An 18,536-nucleotide genomic window follows, 5' to 3' on the forward strand; every position below is an offset into this window, starting at 1 on the left:
CAGGATGCCCGATTTCGCGAAGATTCGCGCCCGTGCTGCAAAACGCAAAGGCGGCGACGCGGTGCTGACCTCGCTGCTCGGGCCGGCGCCTGACAATGCTGCTGTTTCCGACATTACGGACGATCGCATCCTGTCGACGATGGCCGAGCGGGTATTTGCCGCCGGCTTCGTCTGGCGCGTTATCGAACAGAAATGGCCCGGGTTCGAGGACGCGTTTCTCCATTTCGAGCCGAAACGGCTGTTGTTTCAACCTGATGACTTCTGGCACGACCTGACGGCTGATCAACGCATCGTGCGCAACCCGCAGAAGATCAAATCCGTCCGCGACAACGCCGCCTTCGTTGAGCGTGTGTCGAAGGAACATGGCGGTTTCGGCAAATTCCTCGCGGAGTGGCCTGACGACGACCAGGTCGGGCTGATGGCGTATCTCGGCAAGCATGGCAGCCGGCTTGGCGGCAACACCGGCCAGTATTTCCTGCGCTGGCTGCAATGGGACGCCTTCGTCATCTCGGCCGATATGGTCGCGGCTTTGCGTGACGCCGGCCTCGACATCGCCGAAAGTCCGACGTCGAAGAGGGATCTCGACAAGATCCAGGCGCAGATCAACAAATGGGCGCAGGAAACTGGCCTGCCGCGCCGGCACATTTCGCGCATCCTGGCGATGTCGATCGGAGAGAACCGGTCGCCGGAGGCGCTACGCGAATAATGGCGGACTAGACACGATCGAAATAGATCGGTCCGGGACATGATCGAATTCGATCAGTCCGGGGTGGTCCTAACGAACGCCATTGCCGGGGCAAATTTGCCGCGCTAAACCGCAAGCATGACCAAGAAGACCGCTCCTGACACGCTTCGCATTGCCGTTGCCCAGTTGAACCCGATCGTCGGTGACATCGCCGGCAATCTCGCCAAAGCGCGTGAGGCGAGGGCGGATGCAGCCCGGCAAGGTGCCGACCTCATCCTGTTCACGGAACTTTTCATCTCCGGTTATCCGCCGGAGGATCTGGTGCTGAAGCCGGCCTTTCTGGAGGGCTGCCTAAAGGCAACAGACGAGTTGGCGCGCGAAACTGCGGATGGTGGTCCCGGCATCATCATTGGATTCCCCCGGCAGGGCGAGAAGGGCAAGCACAATTCGGTCGCTGTGCTCGACGGAGGCAAAATCCTTTCGACCCGAGACAAGGTTGATCTGCCGAACTATGGCGAGTTCGACGAGAAGCGTGTCTTCTCGGAAGGTTCGATCTCCGGCCCCACCAATTTCCGAGGGGTGCGGATCGGTATCCCGATCTGCGAGGAGATCTGGAACGATTTCGGCGTCTGCGAAACGCTGGCTGAGAGTGGGGCGGAACTGCTGTTGGTGCCGAACGGCTCGCCCTATTATCGCGGCAAGCTCGATGTGCGCCATCAAGTAGCGCTGCGCCAGGTCATCGAAAGCGGTCTTCCGCTTCTGTTCGCCAATCAGGTTGGGGGGCAGGACGAACTCGTGTTCGACGGCGCGAGTTTCGCGTTAAATGCGGACAAGTCTCTCGCCTTCCAGATGAGCCAGTTCGAGGAAACGCTTGCCGTCACCGAGTGGAAGCGCACAGCTGACGGCTGGGTCTGCTCGGAAGGGCCGATGTCGAAAATCCCCGAGCGCGAGGAGGCGGACTACCGCGCCTGCATGCTCGGCCTGCGCGACTACGTCAACAAGAACGGCTTCAAGAACGTCGTGCTGGGTCTCTCCGGCGGCATCGATTCGGCGATCTGCGCCGCATTGGCCGTCGATGCGCTCGGCGAGGAGCGGCTGCGGGCGGTGATGATGCCCTACCGCTATACCTCGGAGGATTCGCTGAAGGATGCCGAGGATTGCGCCCGTGCGCTTGGCTGCCGCTATGACATCGTGCCGATCTTCGAACCGGTCGAGGGTTTTCTGCATACGCTGACGCAGCTTTTCGAGGGCACCAAGGAAGGCATTACCGAGGAAAATTTGCAGAGCCGCGCGCGCGGCACGATCCTGATGGCGATCTCCAACAAGTTCGGCTCGATGGTCGTCACCACGGGCAACAAGAGCGAGATGTCGGTGGGCTACGCCACGCTTTATGGCGACATGAATGGCGGCTTCAACCCGATAAAAGACCTCTACAAGATGCAGGTCTATGCGCTGTCGCGCTGGCGCAACAGCCATGTGCCGCCGGGCGCGCTCGGTCCCTCAGGCGAGGTGATCCCCAGGAATATCATCGACAAGGCGCCGTCGGCGGAATTGCGCGAGAACCAGACCGACCAGGATTCGCTGCCGCCCTATCCGGTGCTGGACGACATTCTGGAATGCCTGGTCGAGAACGAAATGGGCGTCGACGACATCGTCGCGCGCGGCCACGACCGGGCGACGGTGACGCGCGTCGAACATTTGCTCTACATTGCCGAGTACAAACGCCGACAAGCGGCGCCGGGTGTGAAGATCACCCGGAAGAATTTTGGCCGCGACCGCCGCTATCCCATCACCAACCGTTTCAGGGATCGCGGCTAAACATCTGATTGAATTGGTAAACCTTTGGGGGGCGCATGTTTATCAGCTATTTCAAGGGAACGCCTGAGTATCACATCCTGCGCTTCAAGAACGGCAAGATCAGGGAGCAGGGGCGCGGCATCTCCTTCTGGTACGGCACGTTCGGCACCACGATAGCGATGGTGCCGGTGACGTCGCTCGATAACCCCTTCATCTTCACCGAGACGACGGCGAATTTTCAGGATCTGGCAATCCAGGGGTCGGTCAGCTACCGCATCATCGATCCACTCAAGGCAGCCGAAGGTTTTGATTTCAGCGCCAAGCTCAGCCGTGCCGACGTCGTCGGCGACGGCCGGGAGAAGATCGCCGAGCGCCTGGTGCTTGCGATACAGAGCCGCGCCCGCGCGGTGGTTTCGAGCATGACGCTGGAACAGGCGCTGGCCGAGGTGACCAAGCTCGGTGGCAATCTCGCCGAACTCCTGCGCAACGATCCGATTGCCGCGACCGCCGGCCTGTCGATCGAGGAGGTTCACATCACCTCGGTCCAGCCGACGCCGGAGATCCGCAAGGCGCTCCAGACCGAATATCGCGAGGCGCTGCAGCGCCAGGCCGATGCCGCGATCTATGGGCGCCGTGCCTGGGGCGTGGAGAAGGAGCGCGAGATCAAGCAGAGCGAGCTGGCGACCGAAATCGAGCTTGCCGAACGCAACAAGCTGCTGGTCGATACCGAGGCGCGCAACAAGCTGACGCTTGCCGAGGCGCAAGCCAAGGCCCAACAGCTGGAACTGACCGTCTATTCGTCGGCGCCGGCGCACGTGCTGACGGCGATGGCTTTCAAGGCCTGGGCGGAAAAGGGCGGTTCGGTCGGCAATCTGTCGATCACGCCTGATATGCTCACCAGCGCGCTCAGCCAGCTTTCCACTCCGAAAGCCGGGTCCTGAAAGGCAAGCTCGGGTGGCAAGCGACCAGAGCGGCAGGCCGATCGACCGGGTGATCGTCGTCACCCGCAAGACCGAGCTGGAGGAGCTGACGACGCGCTTCAACACGCAGGGACAGGCGCGCTTTTATCTCCGGCAGGCCGGCATGAATTTCGACCCGGTCAAGGCGGCGCATGACGTCTATCACCAGGCGCTCGACCGGGTGATGGGTTCGCTTCCCCAAGGCCTCAAACAGTTGCGGCTCGACCGCGAACTGGTCCCGCAGTTCGAATTCGGCTCCGACGCGGTGATCGCGCTCGGTCAGGACGGGCTGGTGTCCAACACCGCGAAGTACCTCCCGTACCAGCCGCTGATCGGCATCAACCCGAACCCGGCGCTTTTCGACGGCGTGTTGCTGCCGTGGAATGCCGACGATACCGAAAAGGTCCTCGGCCTGACGATCGCCGGCAAGGCGAAGCGCCAGGCGGTGGTGATGGCCGAAGCGCGCTCCAATGACGGACGCCGGCTGATCGCCTTCAACGATCTGTTCGTTGGCGCCTCGACGCATGTCTCGGCGCGTTACGAGTTGACCTATGGCGGCAGGACCGAGCGCCAGTCGTCGAGCGGCATTATCATCTCCACGGGCGCCGGCTCTACCGGCTGGCTGCGCTCGGTTATGGCGGGCGCCGCGGGACTGGCCGCGGCCTATGGTGACAACTCCGTGCCGACCGTGCCGCCGCAAGGCTATGACCGCGAAGGCGAACAGCTGTTCTTTTCGGTGCGCGAACCGTTTCCGAGCAACACGACCGGCGTGTCGCTTGTGCATGGCGTCATCACCCGCGACCGGCCGCTGGTGGTTTCTTCGCGGCAGAGCAGGGGCGGCGTCATCTTCAGCGACGGGATGGAGCTCGATTTCGTCGAGTTCAATTCCGGCACCGACGTGACCATCGCGATCGCCGACCAGAAGGCCTATCTCGTGGTGCCATAAGCGCGCCACGTGGGCAGCCAAATCACCGGCCGGACTGAATTCGGCCGCCCTCCATTCTTTGCGAGGCACCGTGCCCGACTGTGAAATCAGCTTCGACATGTCACGGATCGATTTCCGGGCGACCTCCGATCTGTTGAGGGCGAGTTATTGGGGCGCCGGCCGCAGCGATGACTTTCATCGCCGCGCCTTTGCCAACTCGTTCTGCACCGCGGCCTATATCGACGGGAACCAAGTCGGTTTTGGCCGGGCCATCACCGACCGTACGGTGTTTGCCTATCTCGCCGACATCATCATCTGGCCGCAGCATCGCGGCCAAGGCATTGGCACGCAACTGGTGCGGGCGCTCATCGACCACCCTGAACTCAGCACGGTCTCGCACTGGAGCCTGTCGACCAGTGACGCGCATGGCCTTTATGAGAAGCTGGGCTTCAAGGGATCGACCGAAGGCCGCTACATGCGCCTCGATCGCAACCCGGAATGAGGCACAGGCGGGGGGTTGGCCGGCTGTTGTTGCAAAATAACCTCACTGGTTGGACCAGTTAAGCTTTGCCACGTGCCTGGCCTTGGCGATCCTTCATGGCGTCTCTATAAGGACCACTCCGCAAGTGTCTTGCGGGAGGTCCGAATGGCAGTATTTCACATGGTAATGCGAGGCCGCGAAGCCTAGGTCTCACCTGGCGTCCGGCGAAGGTTTGTCCTTCGCACTGATGCCGGGTCGAGCACAGGCTTCTGCCGATGCCGGTCGCCACCCGACAAATCGGGCGCGCCGCCACCTATGCCGAACCTCCGCAGCCCCGGGCGAATTGCCCAGCGCGGTTTTCAATTTCAGACCTTACCGGGACCGGGCAGATTTGCGCCCGGATGACATCATGGCTCGTTTCCGAATCGATCTGCGCGCGAGCGCCTTTCGCAGCGTTCTTGGCTTCACGCTCAGCCATTGGCGGCGCCAGCCGTGGCGGCTTTCGCTGATCATGGGCTGCTTCCTGCTGTCGACCCTGGCCGACGTTCTGACGCCGCTCTATTCCGGCCGGCTGGTCGACGCCGTCGCCAGCAATGCGGCGGCAGACGCTGTCGCGTGGAATGCGGCGATGGCGGCGTTCTTGGCGCTCATCGCTTTGGCGCTGACCGGCGTGGTGCTGCGCAACCTGGCTTTCATGGGCATTGTCGAGCTGACGCTGAAGATGATGGCCGACATCGCCGCCGACGCGTTCTATCGCGTGCAGCGCTTCTCAACCGACTGGCACGCCAACAGCTTTGCCGGATCGACGGTGCGCAAGGTCACGCGCGGCATGTGGGCTCTCGACCTGCTCAATGACACCATCCTGATTGCGTTGTTGCCATCGGTCGCCATGCTGGTCGGCTCGACGTTGCTGCTCGGCTGGTTCTGGCCACTGATGGGGCTGGTCGTGGCAGTCGGCTCGCTGCTGTTCATCACGGTGACGGCGCTGCTGTCGCTCGGCTATGTCGCGCCCGCGGCACGGCTCGCCAACAGCTGGGATACGCGGCTTGGCGGCTCGCTTGCCGATGCGGTGAGCTGCAATGCCGTGGTCAAGGGTTTCGGCGCCGAGACGCGCGAGGAAACGCGTCTTGCCAAGGTCCTCGCCAAATGGCGCGCGCGGACCAGCCGCACTTGGGTGCGCGGCACCATCAACGGCACGACGCAAGGCGCCATGCTGCTGGTGCTGCGGACGGCAGTGATTGGCCTGTCGCTGATGCTGTGGGCCTGGGGCCAGGCAAGTGCGGGCGATGTCGCCTTCGTGCTGACCTCGTTCTTCGTGCTGCAGGGCTACCTCAGGGACATCGGCACGCATATCCGCAATTTGCAGCGTTCGGTCAACGATATGGAGGAACTGGTCGATTTCCAGTCGCAACCGCTCGGCATCGAGGACCGGCCCGGCGCCAAGCCGATCCGGATCACGCATGGCCACATCGCCTTCGATAACGTCACCTTCCACTATGGCAGCCATCGCCTGCCGCTCTACCGCGGCTTTTCGGTGGAGATAGCGGCGGGCGAGCGGGTCGGACTGGTCGGTCATTCCGGCTCGGGCAAGACGACCTTCGTGAAGCTGATCCAGCGTCTCTATGATGTCAGCGGCGGCAGGATCCTGATCGATGGCCAAGACATCTCCCAGGTTGCACAGGCGTCGCTGCGCGCGCAGATTGCCATCGTCCAGCAGGAGCCCATCCTGTTCCACCGCTCGCTGGCGGAAAACATCGCCTACGCCCGTCCGGACGCCACGCAGGCCGAGATCGAGCATGCCGCCAAGCTCGCCAGCGCGCACGACTTCATCACCAGCCTGCCGAAGGGCTACGGCACGCTGGTCGGTGAACGCGGCGTGAAACTGTCGGGCGGCGAGCGCCAGCGGGTGGCGATCGCGCGCGCCTTCCTGGCGGATGCGCGCATCCTGATCCTGGACGAGGCGACATCGAGCCTCGATTCGGAATCGGAAGTGCTGATCCAGCAGGCGATGGAGCGGCTGATGGTTGGCCGCACGACGCTGGTCATCGCGCACCGTCTGTCGACGGTGCGGGCGCTGGACAGGCTGCTCGTGTTCGACCGTGGCAAGATCGTCGAGGAAGGCTCGCATGACGAGCTGATCCGGCTGAAGGGCGGCATCTACCGCCGCCTGTTCGAGCGGCAGGCGCTGGAACTGACCAAGGGCCTGGTGATCTGAGCTGAACGCAGAGCCCTATCCGAGGGATAGGGCTCTGCCTGGTTCATCCAGGCATTCGCTCGAATGGCTGAAGCGCTGGGTCGATCGTGTCCCAGACGTGGCCGCGCACGGTGTAGGTGACCGCCTGCGGGTCGAACTGGCCGGGATCGTCGAGGCTCGTGGCCTGGATCGCCGTCACCTCCGGCATGGCGACGAACGTTACGTAGACCGGCGTGCCGCAGGTCGGGCAAAAGGCCTGGGCTTTTTCATTGCCGCTGTCGGCGATCATCCGCCATGTGCTCGGCTCGCCGGTGATCTTTACGTCAGCGCGCCGGCCGAAGGTCACATAGGAACAATGGCCAGTACCGCTGCGCTTTTGGCAATCGAGGCATTGGCAGTGGTTCTGAAAGATCGGCTCGCCGGTGGCCTCATAGCGGATCGCGCCGCAGGTGCAGCCGCCGGTAAAGTGCCTGGTCATCGTCGTTCTCCGCGGTTGCTTCAGGCCGATTTCGGCTTGGCGAACAGGTCGATGCCTGTGCCGGTTTCGAGGAAGGATTTCATGCTGGACAGCACGGCCGGCCAGCCCTGGCTGATGCCCTTGGCCATGCCGCTGCCGGCTTCGAGCTCGTCATGGCTGACGGTCAGCTTGACCATGGTGTCGTATTCCTCGATGGCGAACGTCACCCGGCTATGCTTGGTCGGATCGTCGGCCTGCGAAGCGTTGGCCCAGCTCATGACCAGGCGGGTTGGCGGCGAGATTTCGACCACCTTGCCGACGAGTTCGACAGAGCGCTCCTCATTGGCGCGAATATGTTCCCATTTCGAGCCGGGCTTCCAGTCGGAGACGTTCTCGTGGCCCCAGTAGCGCTTGGCGATATCGGGCCTGGTGATGGCTTCGAACACCTTTTGTGGCGTCGATCTGATGTAGGTCACGTAGACAAAACTGGTGGTTTCCCGGGTCATTGGTCGTCTCCTTCGAGTTCTTGTTTCAGGTCGTGCAGCAGGCTCAGCCGCTGCCGTTCGAATTTTCGCACCCACCGCTCGTAGACTTCGTGCAGCGGCACGGGGTTGATGAAATGCAGCTTCTCTCGGCCACGCTTGACCGTGCTGATCAGATTGGCCGCCTCCAGAAGATCGATGTGCTGGGTCGCGGATTGCCTTGCCATGTCGAGGGTTTGGCAAAGCTCGCCGAGCGTCTGGCCGTTCTTCTCACACAGAAGATCGAGCAGCCTTCTGCGGGTCGGGTCGCCCAGCGCTTTGAAAACCTTGTCGGCGTCCATCGGTCTCACTCATCTTGAAGACACAATATGCAGGTAAATACCTGCATGTCAAGCTGTGGCTAAGCTTGGCCTGAAGGGGAGGGATTTATAGTGTCGGATTGCTGGCGCGCGGAGCGAAGCACCGAGCCCGGAATCGGGGCAAGAACCGGTGCGGGCGCGCAGGACTATGCAGCGGTGGCTGTGAGCTAGGCTCTAACGACGAACTTGTCGGGATCGGCGCAGAAATGGGCGATGATCTGGCAGAGGTCCGGCTCGTTGACCATGCGTACGGCCTCGGCCCCATTGACCCATTTGCGGGTGCGCGCGCGCTTTTCCTTCCAGCGGTCGGCAACGTGCTCGACCTGCAGCGGAAACACCAGCACTTCGCAAGGGACTTCCTCGCCGGACGCGAGGGCCTTGGCGTAGAAGTAACGACCGGCCTCGAAAAGCGAAATCTTGCCACGCAATCCGGCTTCCTCGCCCGCCTCGCGCGCCGCTGCCTCGCAGAGCGGCTCCCTGGCCTCGGGCCAGCCCTTCGGCAGCACCCAACGCCCGGTGTCTCGGCTGGTGATAAGCATGATCTCGACGCCGTCTTCGTTATTGCGCCATGGCAAAGCGGCAACCTGCAGGCGACAAGGCGAAGTGCCGAAGAGCTTGCGGACCCTTTCAGCCAGATGGTCGTGTGTCGCCGGTGTCGTCAGCATCAGTGAAAGCTACCCCAGCCCTCAGAATCGTTAGCCGCCGTATGAATCTTACCGACAAGTGTAAGTCTTAAAAGTAAAAAACATCACACCAACCGTCCAATCCGCCAACAGGCGTCGATTCGACAGAATAATGTGCCTTCCAGTGTCTGTTTTCATAGCAGACGGGGCGGGTTTGGTCGTCTGGGCAGAAATGGGGCTGGCGCGAATCAGCCGGCGTGATCGTCGGCGATCGGCTTCTGGTAGGTGAAACCCATGTCCCAGGGAAAGTAGATCCAGGTGTCCTGGCTGACTTCGGTGATGAAGGTGTCGACCAGCGGCCGGCCTTTCGGCTTGGCGTAGACGGTGGCGAAATGCGCCTTGGGCATCATGGCGCGCACGATGCCTGCCGTCTTGCCGGTGTCTGTGAGGTCGTCGATGATCAGCACGCCCGCGCCATCATCGGCGAGCAGCGCCGGCGTGATCTCCTTCAGCACCTGCAATTGCCCCTGGCTGGTGTAGTCGTGATAGGAGGCGACGCAGACCGTCTCGATGACGCGTATGCCGAGTTCGCGTGAGATGATGGCAGCGGGAACCAGGCCCCCACGGGTGATGCAGACGATGGCCTTCCACTGACCCTTGTTGGCGCCGGCAAGCCGCCAGGCGAGCGCCCGGGCATCGCGATGGAACTGGTCCCAGGAGACCGGAAAGGCTTTTTCGGGAAGGGACATTCTGCACTCCGCGCGCACCATTGTGGAATGCGCGCGGAATTAACTGGAAAGTCAGGGCATTGGCAAGGGCGGGCCAGTCTGTGGAGTTACCGCGACAAAAAGGCCGCCACCGGCACGCTGCGCAACACGGTGCGCGTGACGCCGCCGAACAAAAGCTGACGCAGCCAGGAATGGCTGTAGGCGCCGAGCACCAGAAGGTCGGCTCCGGTCTCGGCGATCCGGGTCTGGATAACGTCATCGACCGAAGCATTGCCCGATTTCTGCACCGACACGCTGACCGTTGCGCCATGCCTGGAGAGTGCCGCGGCGATCTCGGCGCCGGCGGCTTCCGGGTTGTCATCCAGCGTATCCGGCGGATCGATGACCAGAATGTCGGTTTTCTCGGCCTCGATGATGAAGGGCAGCGCGTCGAAGGCGGCACGCGCCGCCTCCTTGCTGCCGTTCCAGGCCAGCAGCACATGTTTGAATGTGGTGACCAATGGCCCCTCATGCGGCACCACCAGCACCGGCCGGCCGGCATCGTAAACCAGCGTGTCGACATCGGCGCTCGTGTCGCCCCCGGTCTCGCGCTGCGCGGCAATAATCAGATCGGCGGCGCGCACGCTGGAAATACCCGTCAGCGCGCTGTCGCCGGAAAAGCTCTCGAGGCTGCGCCATTCGAAGGAAAGGCCGGAATTCTCGATCCGCCCAACGAAAAGCGCCTGCAATTTCTCGGCTCGCTCGCGGTTCATGTCGGCGGAGACCTGAAGGAACTCGGTGTCGGGGAAGCCGGTTGCCGAGGTGTAGGGGACGGGCAGCGCTTCGGCATGGATGCCGATGAGATGGCTCTCGAACCGGTCGGCAAGCGGGATAGCGCAGTCGAGCACGCGTTCGGCGTCCTGTTCGTTCTGCAATATGGCGACGATGGTCTTGAAGCGCATGCGAAATCCCTCAAATCTGCCGGCGCGTGCTGCGCTCGAGGGAAAACGTGGGAGTGCGGTGCTTGGTTCCGGCCCGGCGATGGTCCGCGAACCCAGGGTCAATTGGCGGCGGTGAAGCCGGCCACCATCGCCTCGACGTCCTTGCGTGCCGAATCCAGCGCCTCCTGGCTGCGGGCGCGGACCACCAGCTCGGTCCAGAATTTGCCGTCGCCATATTTCGGATAGGAGCCGATGATGGTGTCGGGATGCGCCTTCTGGATATCGCCCAAGGGACCACCGATCAGGCCTTCGCCGAACGGGCAATGGACGGTGGCCGACAGCATCTTGGTGCCGGCCTTCAGCGTCGGCACGACATTGTCGAGCATGGCCTGGAAAATCGCCGGCACGCCGGCCATGACATGGACGTTGCCGATGCGAAAGCCGGGCGCGACGGAGACCGGATTGTCGATATGGTCGGCGCCGCGCGGCATGCGCGCCATGCGCTTGCGGGCCTCGGTGTATTCGATGCCGCGCGCGGCATAGCTCTCGCCCAGCATGGCATAGGCCTTGGCGTCGTATTCGCAGGGCACCCCAAAAGCCTTGGAAATCGAATCGGCGGTGATGTCGTCATGCGTTGGGCCGATGCCGCCGGTGGTGAAGACATAGGTATAGCGGGCGCGTACGGCATTCACCGCAGCGACAATCTCGTCCTCCTCGTCGGGAACGATCCGCACTTCCTTCAGGTCGATGCCGATAGCCGTCATGATATCGGCGAGGTGGCCGATATTTTTATCCTTGGTGCGGCCGGACAGAATCTCGTCGCCGATGACAAGCATGGCGGCAGTGACGATTTCAGGCATGGAAGGCTCCGGCAAACAGGCCCGTTGGCAGACAAGGTCGCCTGAGGCAGAAAGAAGGTCGCCTGAGATAGCGCGACATCGAACTGGCGGCAATGCCGACACAAGCCGCCATCTGCCTTGCCGAGCGTTCGTCAGTGGGTGATGGTGCGCGCCGGTCCGCTCCCGGGTGAAAACATGCTGGTATCGATTCTGCTGTGGCTTGTTGCCGGCCTGTCCGTGCTGGCTCTCGTCATCGTAGCCTGCCTGGTCGCGGCAACGCTCTGGATTGCCGCCAAGGCCGAAAGGCTGGTGCCGGCCGGCGGAAACTTCGTCGAGATCGACGGCAGCCGCGTCCATTATATCGAAACGGGCGAGGGACGGCCGATCCTGTTCGTGCACGGACTTGGCGCGCAACTCCACCAGTTTCGCCACACGCTGTTTGAGCGCTTTGGCCCTGGCTACCGCCTCATTGCACTCGACCGGCCGGGATCGGGCTATTCTGTTCGCGCGCGAGGAGCCACCGGCCGTCTGCCTGAACAGGTCGAGATCATCAGGCGCTTCATCGAAACACTCGGGCTGGAAAGGCCGCTCGTGGTCGGGCACTCGCTGGGGGGCGCCGTCGCGCTGACCCTGGCCTTGGAGCATCCCGGCGCGATTTCCGGCATCGCTTTGCTGGCGCCGCTGACGCATCTGGAAGCCGGCGCCCGCGAGAAAGCGGGCCTGCTCTATATCCGTTCGCGGCTTTGGCGCTGGATCATGGTCTACACCGTCGCGATACCGACAAGCCCCAGATATGCGCGGCAGACACTGGAGTTCATCTTCGCGCCGCAGGCCGTTCCCGCCGACTACATGATCGATGGCGGCGGATGGCTCGGGCTGAGGCCAAGCCATTTCCATGCAACCTCCACCGATTTCGTAGCGGTCGAACAGGATCTTGGCCGCATCGAAGAGCGCTATGAAGAGATCGCCATGCCGGCCGGCATTTTCTTCGGGACAGCCGATCGCGTCATCGCCATGCGCATACATGGGGAGCCGGTGAAGGACAGGATCGAAGGGCTCGATTTCGAGACGGTCGAAGGCCTCGGCCACATGCCGCAATTCGTCGAGCCGGACCGCGTCATCGCCTTCATCAAGCGCATTGCCGAGCGGACATTCGCCGGCCAAGACCTCACCACAGCCTCACAACAATTTCACTGAACCATTCGGCTGATATCCGGTTTTACCCCGTGTCGCACCCAAGGCGGCGGATACGGAGTAATTCAATGTACAGGAAAGTTTTTGCAGCATCCGTGCTGACGATCGGTCTTGCCACATCGGCGATGGCGCAGTCATCGGACAGCACGTATTCCAACCATCACAGCTGGTGGCCGTTCGGGAACGAGCAGTCATCGACCGTCGACCAGAGCACCACCGGCAGCATCAATGCCGACGGCAGCCAAGGCTATGGCGGCGCTACGGGGCCGTGCGCCTCCGACCCGTCAGGACCCTATGGAAATGTGAGGCCCAACGTGAACGATCAATATTGCGGCAAGTGATCAAGCCGCGGCTTCGACTGACCGGCAGGATGTCCCGCCTGTTTGTTTTGACACGCAATTCCCAAGGGAATTGCTTAGGCGAGCATCCATGGCCGGCAGCGAAAGCTGAGGGGCAAGGATCAGTCGGAAACTTCGGTCTGCGGCCGGTCGCGGCCGTCGGCCAGTTCGTCGTGCCACTTGCCTTCGGCATCCTCATACTGGATGCCGTCCGTGGCGCCGGCGATCTGCTGTTCGGCCGAGGCGATCTCGGCGGCGCGCAGCGCATCCTGGTGGGTCGGGAATGTCTCCGAGAATGTCGAACCGACCTTGTAGGCCCAGCCCCCGTCATGCTCGACGATCTTGTAAGTCAGCTTCGCCATGAAATCCTCCGGTTCGTCCGTCCGCTCAATGCGGCCCGTTATTCAATGCTATCTGGGCTTCAATGCAACTTGGCGTCTGGCAGCCGGTCTTCGGGAACCAGCACTTCCGATTCCTTGGCCGCTTCGATCAAAGCGCTGCGTGCATCGGCCGTCGAACGATAACCTTCCAGCACTTTGAGGCAAGTGTCGAGAGCATCACGATGGCGCGGGCCGCGATTGAGCGGCCACACCGTCATCAGACACTCCGCCGCTTCCTGGGTGCTGCGGATCTGGCGATATTTGCCGACATGGCCGAGTTCGACCACGACCGGGGTTTCAAAAGGTTTGTTATCCATGATGGCCGCAACGCAAAGCAGCCAATATGGTTGCAAAAGTGGCCGTCAGCCTGCGCCCAAACGTCTCACCAACCGGCAACTGGTACCAGGTCGAAATCGGCGGACGGACCGGCTGGGCCAACGCCCACTGGCTGCGCAACGACTGCGGTTACTGAGACCAACGATTGCGTCGGCGGTCGAAAATCTCCGTGTGGTCGCCGTTGAACAATTGCCCGATCATGCGCGACGACGAGTTCGGCCGTACGCGCACGGCGAGAAACCCGCTGCCGGTATCCAGATCGTAGTGCCTGGACAGGCCGTGCACCGTGCCTTCGCAATATTGCGCGCCGACCGGAGACGACGCGGCGAACGACAGTGCGACCACCAGAGCGGCTGCCGCCGGATAGATTGCCCTTGATGCCATGGACTTTGCTCCCAATCCGGCCGCCAAGGCGGCCTGCCCCCAGGGACTATAGCGGGCGGATTAAAGCGAAGCTGCGGCAATCTGTCCAGCAGATGCGTTTGGCGCATCCGTCGGCGCTGCCTGTTCAGCCCTTCGTCCAATGCTGCATCGTCGTCACCGAGCGGGCGAGCTGTGGCGCGGGATGGATTTTCTCGCCGAAGGTGGCGGCGGCGCGCCAGCCCCAGCGCGGATCGGCGAGGAAGGCGCGGGCCAGCGCCACCATGTCGGCGCGGCCGTCGGCGACGATCGCCTCTGCCTGCGCGGGATCGTCGATCAGGCCGACAGCCCGGGTCGGGATGCCGGCGCCCTTGCGCACCGCTTCGGCCAGATGCACCTGATAGCCGGGGCCGGTCGGCAGCTTCTGCAACGGCGAATTGCCGCCGCTCGAACAGCAGAGATAGGCAACATCAAGCGCCTTCAAGGCTTTGGCCACCTCGATCGCCTCGTCGACCTCGAAGCCGCCATCGACCCAGTCCTTTACCGACAGGCGGGCGCCAAGCATCAGGTTTGGAACTGCCTTCCTCACCGATTTGGCGATCTCGATGAGGAAACGCATGCGTTTTTCCAGCGAGCCGCCCCAGCGGTCGGTGCGCTGGTTGGAAAGCGGCGACAGGAACTGAAAGATCAGATAGCCGTGCGCGGCGTGCAACTCGAGGAAGTCGAAGCCGGCGCGCTCGGCCCGCCTCGCGGCTTGAGTGAAGCGCTCGATAAGCTGCAGGATTTCATCCTCCTCCAGCGCATGCGGCACATTCCAGCCGGTGTCATAGGCGATGGCCGAGGCCGAGACGGTCTGCCAGGGATCCTCGCCCGGCTGCAATGGGCCGCCGCCTTCCCAGGGCTTTCGGTTGGAGGCCTTGCGGCCGGCATGGGCAAGCTGAATGCCGAATTTCGTTTCCGGCGCGGCGACGCGCCTTGCTGCATCCAGCGTGCGCCGGGCGGCCGCCTCGTTGTCGTCGGAATAGAGGCCGAGGCAGCCATGGGTGATGCGGCCGCGCCGTTCGACGTCGGTCATCTCGACGGTGACCATGCCGGCGCCCGACATCGCCAGGTTCATCCAGTGATAGAGATGCCAGTCGCTGGCCGAGCCGTCTTCGGCGGAATACTGGCACATCGGCGCCACCGCGATACGGTTCGGAAAGGTCAGGCCGTCGAGGGCGATCGGCTGGAAAAGCGCTGCGGTCATCAAAAAACTCCGGAGAGGGACTGCAGCTATTTAGGCGATGGCAGTTGCCGGCACCAGACACGAGGCGGTGAAAGCTTCGCCGTTTCGGTTGCGCGCAAAACCGTTCGCGGTTACGCCATGGCGCCGACAGCTTGGAGCTCATCATGGAAGATCGTATCCGCATCCGCTCGGAGGAAGTCCTGTCCGACGACTGGGCGGTCCTGAAGAAGACCGTCCTCGATTATCGCCGGCGTGACGGGCAGTGGGAGACGCAGATTCGCCAGACCTACGATCGTGGCGACGGCGCGGTTATCCTGCCTTTCGATCCCGAGCGCCAGACGGTGCTTCTGGTGCGGCAGTTCCGCTACCCCGCCTACGTCACCGGCCACCGCGAACCGCTGATCGAGGCCTGCGCCGGCCTGCTCGACAAAAACGATCCCGAAACCGCCATCCTCAAGGAGGCCGAGGAAGAGCTCGGCTATCGCCTACAGAACATCGAGCGGCTGTTTTCCCCCTATATGAGCCCGGGCAGCGTCACCGAACGGCTGTGGTTCTTCGTGGCGCGCTATTCACCCGCCGACCGCATCTCGGCCGGCGGCGGCGCGGCCGACGAGGGCGAGGACATCGAGGTTCTGGAAATGCCTCTTGATGAAGCGCTGGCCGGCATTTCAGACGGCCGCATCATCGACGCCAAGACGATCATCCTGATCCAGCATTTGAAACTGTACCCGATGAAGGGCTAGCTCGGCGAAGCTCGACGTGCCTCACTGCTGCGGGCAGGGTGGCACGTCCACTTCGCGGATGAAGTTGCGCAGGTTGCAAGGACACCGGAATGGCGCGTGGCGCAAAGGCATGGCTGAAGCGAAACAGCGCGCGGGCATCTCTCCTGTTGCTGAACGCCGCGCTGCTTGTCCGCTACCGCCGGTTGACCCAGCGTTTCCTTGAGCGGATGCGGCATCTGCCGAATTTTGCAGCCCCGGTGACGTTCACGGAAAAGATCCACTGGCGCAAGATTTTCGATGACGATCCTCGCTTTGCCGGTCTTCTCGACAAGCTCAAGTCCAAGGAAATCGTCAGGGAGCGGCTTCCCGGGCTCGCCATCCCTGAGGTGCTGTGGCAGGGCGACGATCCGCGCCAGATCCCCTTCGATGACCTGAAAATCCCCTACGCCGTCAAATGCAACCACGGTTGCGCCATGAATGTCATCGTTCGCGATCCGGCCAACGCCGACCGGGAGGCGATCATTGCCGAGATGACGGAATACCTTGGCCAAACCTATGGCGCCCGCAAGCTGGAGCGCAGCTATGCGCACATAGAGCGGCGGGTTTTCGTCGAAGCACTTGTGGGCAAGGACCAGGGCTATGACCCGGTCGACTACAAATTCTGTGTGCTGGCTGGCCGCGTCGCCTACATCGTCGTCGTCGCCTTCCGTTCCACGGTCAAGAATACCGCCCACCTGGATCGCGATTGGCGCCCGCTGAACATTGCCCAGGGCGCGATCGACTCGAGCCTGGAAATTCCCCCTCCCAAGAGCCTGGCGCGGATGATCGAGGCAGCCGAGGCGCTCGGCAGCGAGTTCGACATGGTGCGTGTCGATTTCTACGAGGAGGAGGGGGAGCCGATCTTCGGAGAATTCACGGTCTACCCACGCAGCGGCTTGCTGCAATTCGACCCGGCTGCCTTCGACCGCGAACTGGGCGCGCATTGGGATATTGGCGCGTCAGCTTACCTCAGCCGTTTGCCCAGCCGATTTGCCCGGCGATACAAGGCAATGCTCGTCGCCGCCGGCTATCTCGACGTTTGACGGCTACTCGGTGGCCTGCCACCCCGAAGCTCGAAGAGCGAAGGGTGGTGCGGAGAACCCATACCATTAGAGATCGAGGGAAACTGATAGCTCAGCAGGTCAATAGCCGTGATTTCGAAGTGCTGCCTCAACTGAGCCGTAGCGGTCATAGCGACGCCGCAGTCTTCATCGAGCAAGTTTTCGGCGCGCTTCCTGCTGCGACTCGGCCGATTACCGCTAAGGTTACCGGCAAGCTCTCCCACGTCCCGACTGGGTCGAGATCATTTGAAGAACTCTTTCAGCTTGTTGAGTCGGCTGTCGCCAGAGGCCTTCCGGCCTTCAGGACACGCCGCCTCGCCGATCGTATCCTGCTGGATAAAGCGAGGTTCTCAGCCACCATTTTCTCGCTGAGTACCAGCGCGAACTCGGTCTGTTTGATGCGCTGCTGAGCATCAGCGAGTTGCATCGTGAAAAGATCGGTTGCCATTGTTGATCCGGGATCCGCGAGATTCATGTTTGCGTAACACATGGCGGGCGAAATCGTTCCTGATTGTCGGGCGAAGCCGGTGCCGCAAAGGGCGGCTGAGTTTGAACTTCCCACCCGGCCAGACGTCCGCGAGCGCCAAGGCATCGAGAGCCCAGTGATCGGAGGGCCACGACGAGCGGGCGCAACCCGACCACTTAAGTGATCAGCCTCGCTACAGCCTTGACAGGTACAGTCGCGGCCTCATCAAGGGGAGGTATCAATGGTCTCGGCGATTGGAAACCAACATCGGCAGGCAGCTGAAACTCGACCGAAACCCGCAAAGACAGAACCGGGCGAAGGATTTGCGCCAGGCAAAAGCGCAGACAGCGTAGGACATCGCGCCAAGGCAATGGCGGCAGAAAGTGGCGACACGGATTCTGGCGCCCAGGGGCGCGCCGCATCGACAATCGCCAGGATGGATATCACCGTTTTGGCTCCACAGAGCGAAGAGCCGCCTTTGGAGTAGCCCGGGCGGTCGTGCCGCTGCCTCAGTCCTTGTGCAGCACAACGCGCGCTGGCTACGCTCGGTGGACATTGTCGCCTCGAAACACTTCGGGCGTTGCACTGCCGCGAGCCGCCTTCGCTGCTGGTCGAGGGGCTGTAACCCTTGGTGAGGCCGGCATCGCCTCGCCGGTCGTTGCGAGCCCACGATCGGGCGGCCAAGCGACCTTCCCTGTGTCGGTCTCTATTTGATACTAGGGGACGGCGGTTTCATCACGGGCAATTGCAGCTGGTCAATGGTTGCGACGATGCCGGCGGCAATGGCTTCCGCCTCATGGATCAGTTCCGGACCATAGAGCCCATTGACCATCTCTTCGCTCGGCAGCACGCCAGGAGGACAGTGCTCTTCCATTGTGCGCCGGATGAGCGTCAGCGCTGCCCGGCATTGGTCGGCTTCGATCTTCATAGCCCTTCAAACATCCAATTCGTCTAAAATGTTCCGGA

At 62.4% G+C, this 18,536-nt stretch carries 24 protein-coding genes; 11 read left to right on the top strand and 13 right to left on the bottom strand.

The window, feature by feature from the left end; genetic code table 11:
* Nucleotides 1-4 precede the first annotated feature (4 nt).
* From ACYG9R_RS24340 to ACYG9R_RS24365, 6 genes are all read left to right on the top strand, one after another.
* Nucleotides 5-706: a DNA-3-methyladenine glycosylase I gene (locus tag ACYG9R_RS24340; RefSeq protein ID WP_023822956.1), complete on the top strand. Its 702-nt coding sequence runs from the start codon at nt 5-7 to the stop codon at nt 704-706.
* A 117-nt stretch (nt 707-823) separates the two neighbouring features.
* Nucleotides 824-2,503: an NAD+ synthase gene (locus tag ACYG9R_RS24345; RefSeq protein ID WP_023688333.1), complete on the top strand. Its 1,680-nt coding sequence runs from the start codon at nt 824-826 to the stop codon at nt 2,501-2,503.
* A gap of 35 nt (nt 2,504-2,538) precedes the next feature.
* Nucleotides 2,539-3,423, top strand: coding sequence for an SPFH domain-containing protein (locus ACYG9R_RS24350; RefSeq protein WP_023701171.1), 885 nt, complete (start codon nt 2,539-2,541; stop codon nt 3,421-3,423).
* A 13-nt stretch (nt 3,424-3,436) separates the two neighbouring features.
* The gene (locus tag ACYG9R_RS24355; protein ID WP_027050400.1) at nt 3,437-4,387 is read left to right on the top strand and encodes a diacylglycerol kinase catalytic domain-containing protein; all 951 of its coding nucleotides are present in this window, start codon (nt 3,437-3,439) and stop codon (nt 4,385-4,387) included.
* A gap of 70 nt (nt 4,388-4,457) precedes the next feature.
* A complete protein-coding gene (locus tag ACYG9R_RS24360) occupies nt 4,458-4,868 on the top strand; it encodes a GNAT family N-acetyltransferase (RefSeq protein WP_023822955.1) in 411 nt (136 codons plus the stop codon).
* Between the two features lie 388 nt (nt 4,869-5,256).
* Nucleotides 5,257-7,062 (top strand): ABC transporter ATP-binding protein, encoded by a 1,806-nt coding sequence (locus tag ACYG9R_RS24365; RefSeq protein ID WP_023822954.1) that lies wholly within the window; start codon nt 5,257-5,259, stop codon nt 7,060-7,062.
* A 43-nt stretch (nt 7,063-7,105) separates the two neighbouring features.
* On the opposite strand, the gene ACYG9R_RS24370 is transcribed toward ACYG9R_RS24365, so the two are convergent.
* From ACYG9R_RS24370 to ACYG9R_RS24400, 7 genes are all read right to left on the bottom strand, one after another.
* Nucleotides 7,106-7,519, bottom strand: a complete 414-nt coding sequence (locus ACYG9R_RS24370; protein ID WP_023822953.1) for a GFA family protein — start codon at nt 7,517-7,519, stop codon at nt 7,106-7,108.
* A 20-nt stretch (nt 7,520-7,539) separates the two neighbouring features.
* On the bottom strand, nt 7,540-8,004 hold the full coding sequence (locus tag ACYG9R_RS24375) for an SRPBCC family protein (RefSeq protein ID WP_023821395.1): 465 nt from the start codon (nt 8,002-8,004) through the stop codon (nt 7,540-7,542).
* Nucleotides 8,001-8,321 carry an ArsR/SmtB family transcription factor gene (locus ACYG9R_RS24380; RefSeq protein WP_023822952.1) on the bottom strand — a complete coding sequence of 107 codons (321 nt, stop codon included), beginning with the start codon at nt 8,319-8,321 and terminating at the stop codon, nt 8,001-8,003. The genes ACYG9R_RS24375 and ACYG9R_RS24380 overlap by 4 nt, the downstream gene beginning before the upstream one ends.
* A 185-nt stretch (nt 8,322-8,506) precedes the next feature.
* Entirely contained in the window at nt 8,507-9,004 is a 498-nt protein-coding gene (locus tag ACYG9R_RS24385; RefSeq protein ID WP_023667541.1) for an NUDIX hydrolase, read from the bottom strand.
* 206 nt (nt 9,005-9,210) lie between these two features.
* A complete protein-coding gene (gene gpt, locus ACYG9R_RS24390; protein WP_023667540.1) occupies nt 9,211-9,711 on the bottom strand; it encodes a xanthine phosphoribosyltransferase in 501 nt (166 codons plus the stop codon).
* An 86-nt stretch (nt 9,712-9,797) separates the two neighbouring features.
* Nucleotides 9,798-10,631 (bottom strand): universal stress protein, encoded by an 834-nt coding sequence (locus ACYG9R_RS24395; protein WP_023681540.1) that lies wholly within the window; start codon nt 10,629-10,631, stop codon nt 9,798-9,800.
* Nucleotides 10,632-10,729: 98 nt separating this feature from the next.
* Entirely contained in the window at nt 10,730-11,470 is a 741-nt protein-coding gene (locus ACYG9R_RS24400) for a competence/damage-inducible protein A (RefSeq protein ID WP_023815366.1), read from the bottom strand.
* Between the two features lie 174 nt (nt 11,471-11,644).
* Here ACYG9R_RS24400 and ACYG9R_RS24405 point away from each other — a divergent pair, with 174 nt between their 5' ends.
* Both ACYG9R_RS24405 and ACYG9R_RS24410 read left to right on the top strand, forming a co-directional pair.
* A complete protein-coding gene (locus ACYG9R_RS24405) occupies nt 11,645-12,646 on the top strand; it encodes an alpha/beta fold hydrolase (RefSeq protein WP_050590503.1) in 1,002 nt (333 codons plus the stop codon).
* A 65-nt stretch (nt 12,647-12,711) separates the two neighbouring features.
* Nucleotides 12,712-12,984 carry a hypothetical protein gene (locus ACYG9R_RS24410; RefSeq protein WP_023688343.1) on the top strand — a complete coding sequence of 91 codons (273 nt, stop codon included), beginning with the start codon at nt 12,712-12,714 and terminating at the stop codon, nt 12,982-12,984.
* A gap of 119 nt (nt 12,985-13,103) precedes the next feature.
* Here ACYG9R_RS24410 and ACYG9R_RS24415 read toward each other — a convergent pair whose 3' ends face one another.
* Both ACYG9R_RS24415 and ACYG9R_RS24420 read right to left on the bottom strand, forming a co-directional pair.
* Nucleotides 13,104-13,343, bottom strand: coding sequence for a DUF2188 domain-containing protein (locus tag ACYG9R_RS24415; protein WP_023667535.1), 240 nt, complete (start codon nt 13,341-13,343; stop codon nt 13,104-13,106).
* A gap of 59 nt (nt 13,344-13,402) precedes the next feature.
* Nucleotides 13,403-13,681: a DUF982 domain-containing protein gene (locus tag ACYG9R_RS24420; protein WP_032885501.1), complete on the bottom strand. Its 279-nt coding sequence runs from the start codon at nt 13,679-13,681 to the stop codon at nt 13,403-13,405.
* A gap of 23 nt (nt 13,682-13,704) precedes the next feature.
* Between ACYG9R_RS24420 and ACYG9R_RS24425 the strand changes: the two genes are divergently transcribed.
* A complete protein-coding gene (locus ACYG9R_RS24425) occupies nt 13,705-13,833 on the top strand; it encodes a hypothetical protein (RefSeq protein ID WP_280800218.1) in 129 nt (42 codons plus the stop codon).
* Here the strand turns inward: ACYG9R_RS24425 and ACYG9R_RS24430 are convergent.
* Nucleotides 13,827-14,081, bottom strand: coding sequence for an SH3 domain-containing protein (locus ACYG9R_RS24430; protein ID WP_155923147.1), 255 nt, complete (start codon nt 14,079-14,081; stop codon nt 13,827-13,829). The genes ACYG9R_RS24425 and ACYG9R_RS24430 overlap by 7 nt on opposite strands.
* Before the next feature lie 124 nt (nt 14,082-14,205).
* Nucleotides 14,206-15,303, bottom strand: a complete 1,098-nt coding sequence (locus ACYG9R_RS24435) for an NADH:flavin oxidoreductase/NADH oxidase (protein WP_023704571.1) — start codon at nt 15,301-15,303, stop codon at nt 14,206-14,208.
* A gap of 143 nt (nt 15,304-15,446) precedes the next feature.
* On the opposite strand from ACYG9R_RS24435, the gene ACYG9R_RS24440 reads away from it, so the two are divergent.
* Complete coding sequence (locus ACYG9R_RS24440) at nt 15,447-16,025, top strand: NUDIX domain-containing protein (RefSeq protein ID WP_023667531.1); 579 nt, start codon at nt 15,447-15,449, stop codon at nt 16,023-16,025.
* Nucleotides 16,026-16,114: 89 nt separating this feature from the next.
* Complete coding sequence (locus ACYG9R_RS24445) at nt 16,115-17,086, top strand: ATP-grasp fold amidoligase family protein (protein WP_023704572.1); 972 nt, start codon at nt 16,115-16,117, stop codon at nt 17,084-17,086.
* 277 nt (nt 17,087-17,363) lie between these two features.
* Here the strand turns inward: ACYG9R_RS24445 and ACYG9R_RS24450 are convergent, their stop codons facing one another.
* Together ACYG9R_RS24450 and ACYG9R_RS24455 are read right to left on the bottom strand one after the other, a co-directional pair.
* Nucleotides 17,364-17,552, bottom strand: a complete 189-nt coding sequence (locus tag ACYG9R_RS24450; protein ID WP_023704573.1) for a hypothetical protein — start codon at nt 17,550-17,552, stop codon at nt 17,364-17,366.
* A 724-nt stretch (nt 17,553-18,276) separates the two neighbouring features.
* Nucleotides 18,277-18,498 carry a hypothetical protein gene (locus ACYG9R_RS24455; protein ID WP_023681532.1) on the bottom strand — a complete coding sequence of 74 codons (222 nt, stop codon included), beginning with the start codon at nt 18,496-18,498 and terminating at the stop codon, nt 18,277-18,279.
* Nucleotides 18,499-18,536: the final 38 nt, after the last annotated feature.

This window comes from Mesorhizobium sp. RSR565B (assembly GCF_054719465.1).

What these genes read in the sequence shown, in the direction of transcription:
- ACYG9R_RS24340 (WP_023822956.1), top strand. Translation starts at nt 5, where the DNA reads ATGCCCGATTTCGCGAAGATTCGCGCCCGTGCTGCAAAACGCAAAGGC.
- ACYG9R_RS24345 (WP_023688333.1), top strand. Translation starts at nt 824, where the DNA reads ATGACCAAGAAGACCGCTCCTGACACGCTTCGCATTGCCGTTGCCCAG.
- ACYG9R_RS24350 (WP_023701171.1), top strand. Translation starts at nt 2,539, where the DNA reads ATGTTTATCAGCTATTTCAAGGGAACGCCTGAGTATCACATCCTGCGC.
- ACYG9R_RS24365 (WP_023822954.1), top strand. Translation starts at nt 5,257, where the DNA reads ATGGCTCGTTTCCGAATCGATCTGCGCGCGAGCGCCTTTCGCAGCGTT.
- ACYG9R_RS24370 (WP_023822953.1), bottom strand. Translation starts at nt 7,519, where the DNA reads ATGACCAGGCACTTTACCGGCGGCTGCACCTGCGGCGCGATCCGCTAT.
- ACYG9R_RS24375 (WP_023821395.1), bottom strand. Translation starts at nt 8,004, where the DNA reads ATGACCCGGGAAACCACCAGTTTTGTCTACGTGACCTACATCAGATCG.
- ACYG9R_RS24380 (WP_023822952.1), bottom strand. Translation starts at nt 8,321, where the DNA reads ATGGACGCCGACAAGGTTTTCAAAGCGCTGGGCGACCCGACCCGCAGA.
- ACYG9R_RS24385 (WP_023667541.1), bottom strand. Translation starts at nt 9,004, where the DNA reads ATGCTGACGACACCGGCGACACACGACCATCTGGCTGAAAGGGTCCGC.
- gpt (WP_023667540.1), bottom strand. Translation starts at nt 9,711, where the DNA reads ATGTCCCTTCCCGAAAAAGCCTTTCCGGTCTCCTGGGACCAGTTCCAT.
- ACYG9R_RS24395 (WP_023681540.1), bottom strand. Translation starts at nt 10,631, where the DNA reads ATGCGCTTCAAGACCATCGTCGCCATATTGCAGAACGAACAGGACGCC.
- ACYG9R_RS24400 (WP_023815366.1), bottom strand. Translation starts at nt 11,470, where the DNA reads ATGCCTGAAATCGTCACTGCCGCCATGCTTGTCATCGGCGACGAGATT.
- ACYG9R_RS24405 (WP_050590503.1), top strand. Translation starts at nt 11,645, where the DNA reads ATGCTGGTATCGATTCTGCTGTGGCTTGTTGCCGGCCTGTCCGTGCTG.
- ACYG9R_RS24410 (WP_023688343.1), top strand. Translation starts at nt 12,712, where the DNA reads ATGTACAGGAAAGTTTTTGCAGCATCCGTGCTGACGATCGGTCTTGCC.
- ACYG9R_RS24415 (WP_023667535.1), bottom strand. Translation starts at nt 13,343, where the DNA reads ATGGCGAAGCTGACTTACAAGATCGTCGAGCATGACGGGGGCTGGGCC.
- ACYG9R_RS24425 (WP_280800218.1), top strand. Translation starts at nt 13,705, where the DNA reads ATGGTTGCAAAAGTGGCCGTCAGCCTGCGCCCAAACGTCTCACCAACC.
- ACYG9R_RS24430 (WP_155923147.1), bottom strand. Translation starts at nt 14,081, where the DNA reads ATGGCATCAAGGGCAATCTATCCGGCGGCAGCCGCTCTGGTGGTCGCA.
- ACYG9R_RS24435 (WP_023704571.1), bottom strand. Translation starts at nt 15,303, where the DNA reads ATGACCGCAGCGCTTTTCCAGCCGATCGCCCTCGACGGCCTGACCTTT.
- ACYG9R_RS24440 (WP_023667531.1), top strand. Translation starts at nt 15,447, where the DNA reads ATGGAAGATCGTATCCGCATCCGCTCGGAGGAAGTCCTGTCCGACGAC.
- ACYG9R_RS24445 (WP_023704572.1), top strand. Translation starts at nt 16,115, where the DNA reads ATGGCGCGTGGCGCAAAGGCATGGCTGAAGCGAAACAGCGCGCGGGCA.
- ACYG9R_RS24450 (WP_023704573.1), bottom strand. Translation starts at nt 17,552, where the DNA reads ATGGCAACCGATCTTTTCACGATGCAACTCGCTGATGCTCAGCAGCGC.
- ACYG9R_RS24455 (WP_023681532.1), bottom strand. Translation starts at nt 18,498, where the DNA reads ATGAAGATCGAAGCCGACCAATGCCGGGCAGCGCTGACGCTCATCCGG.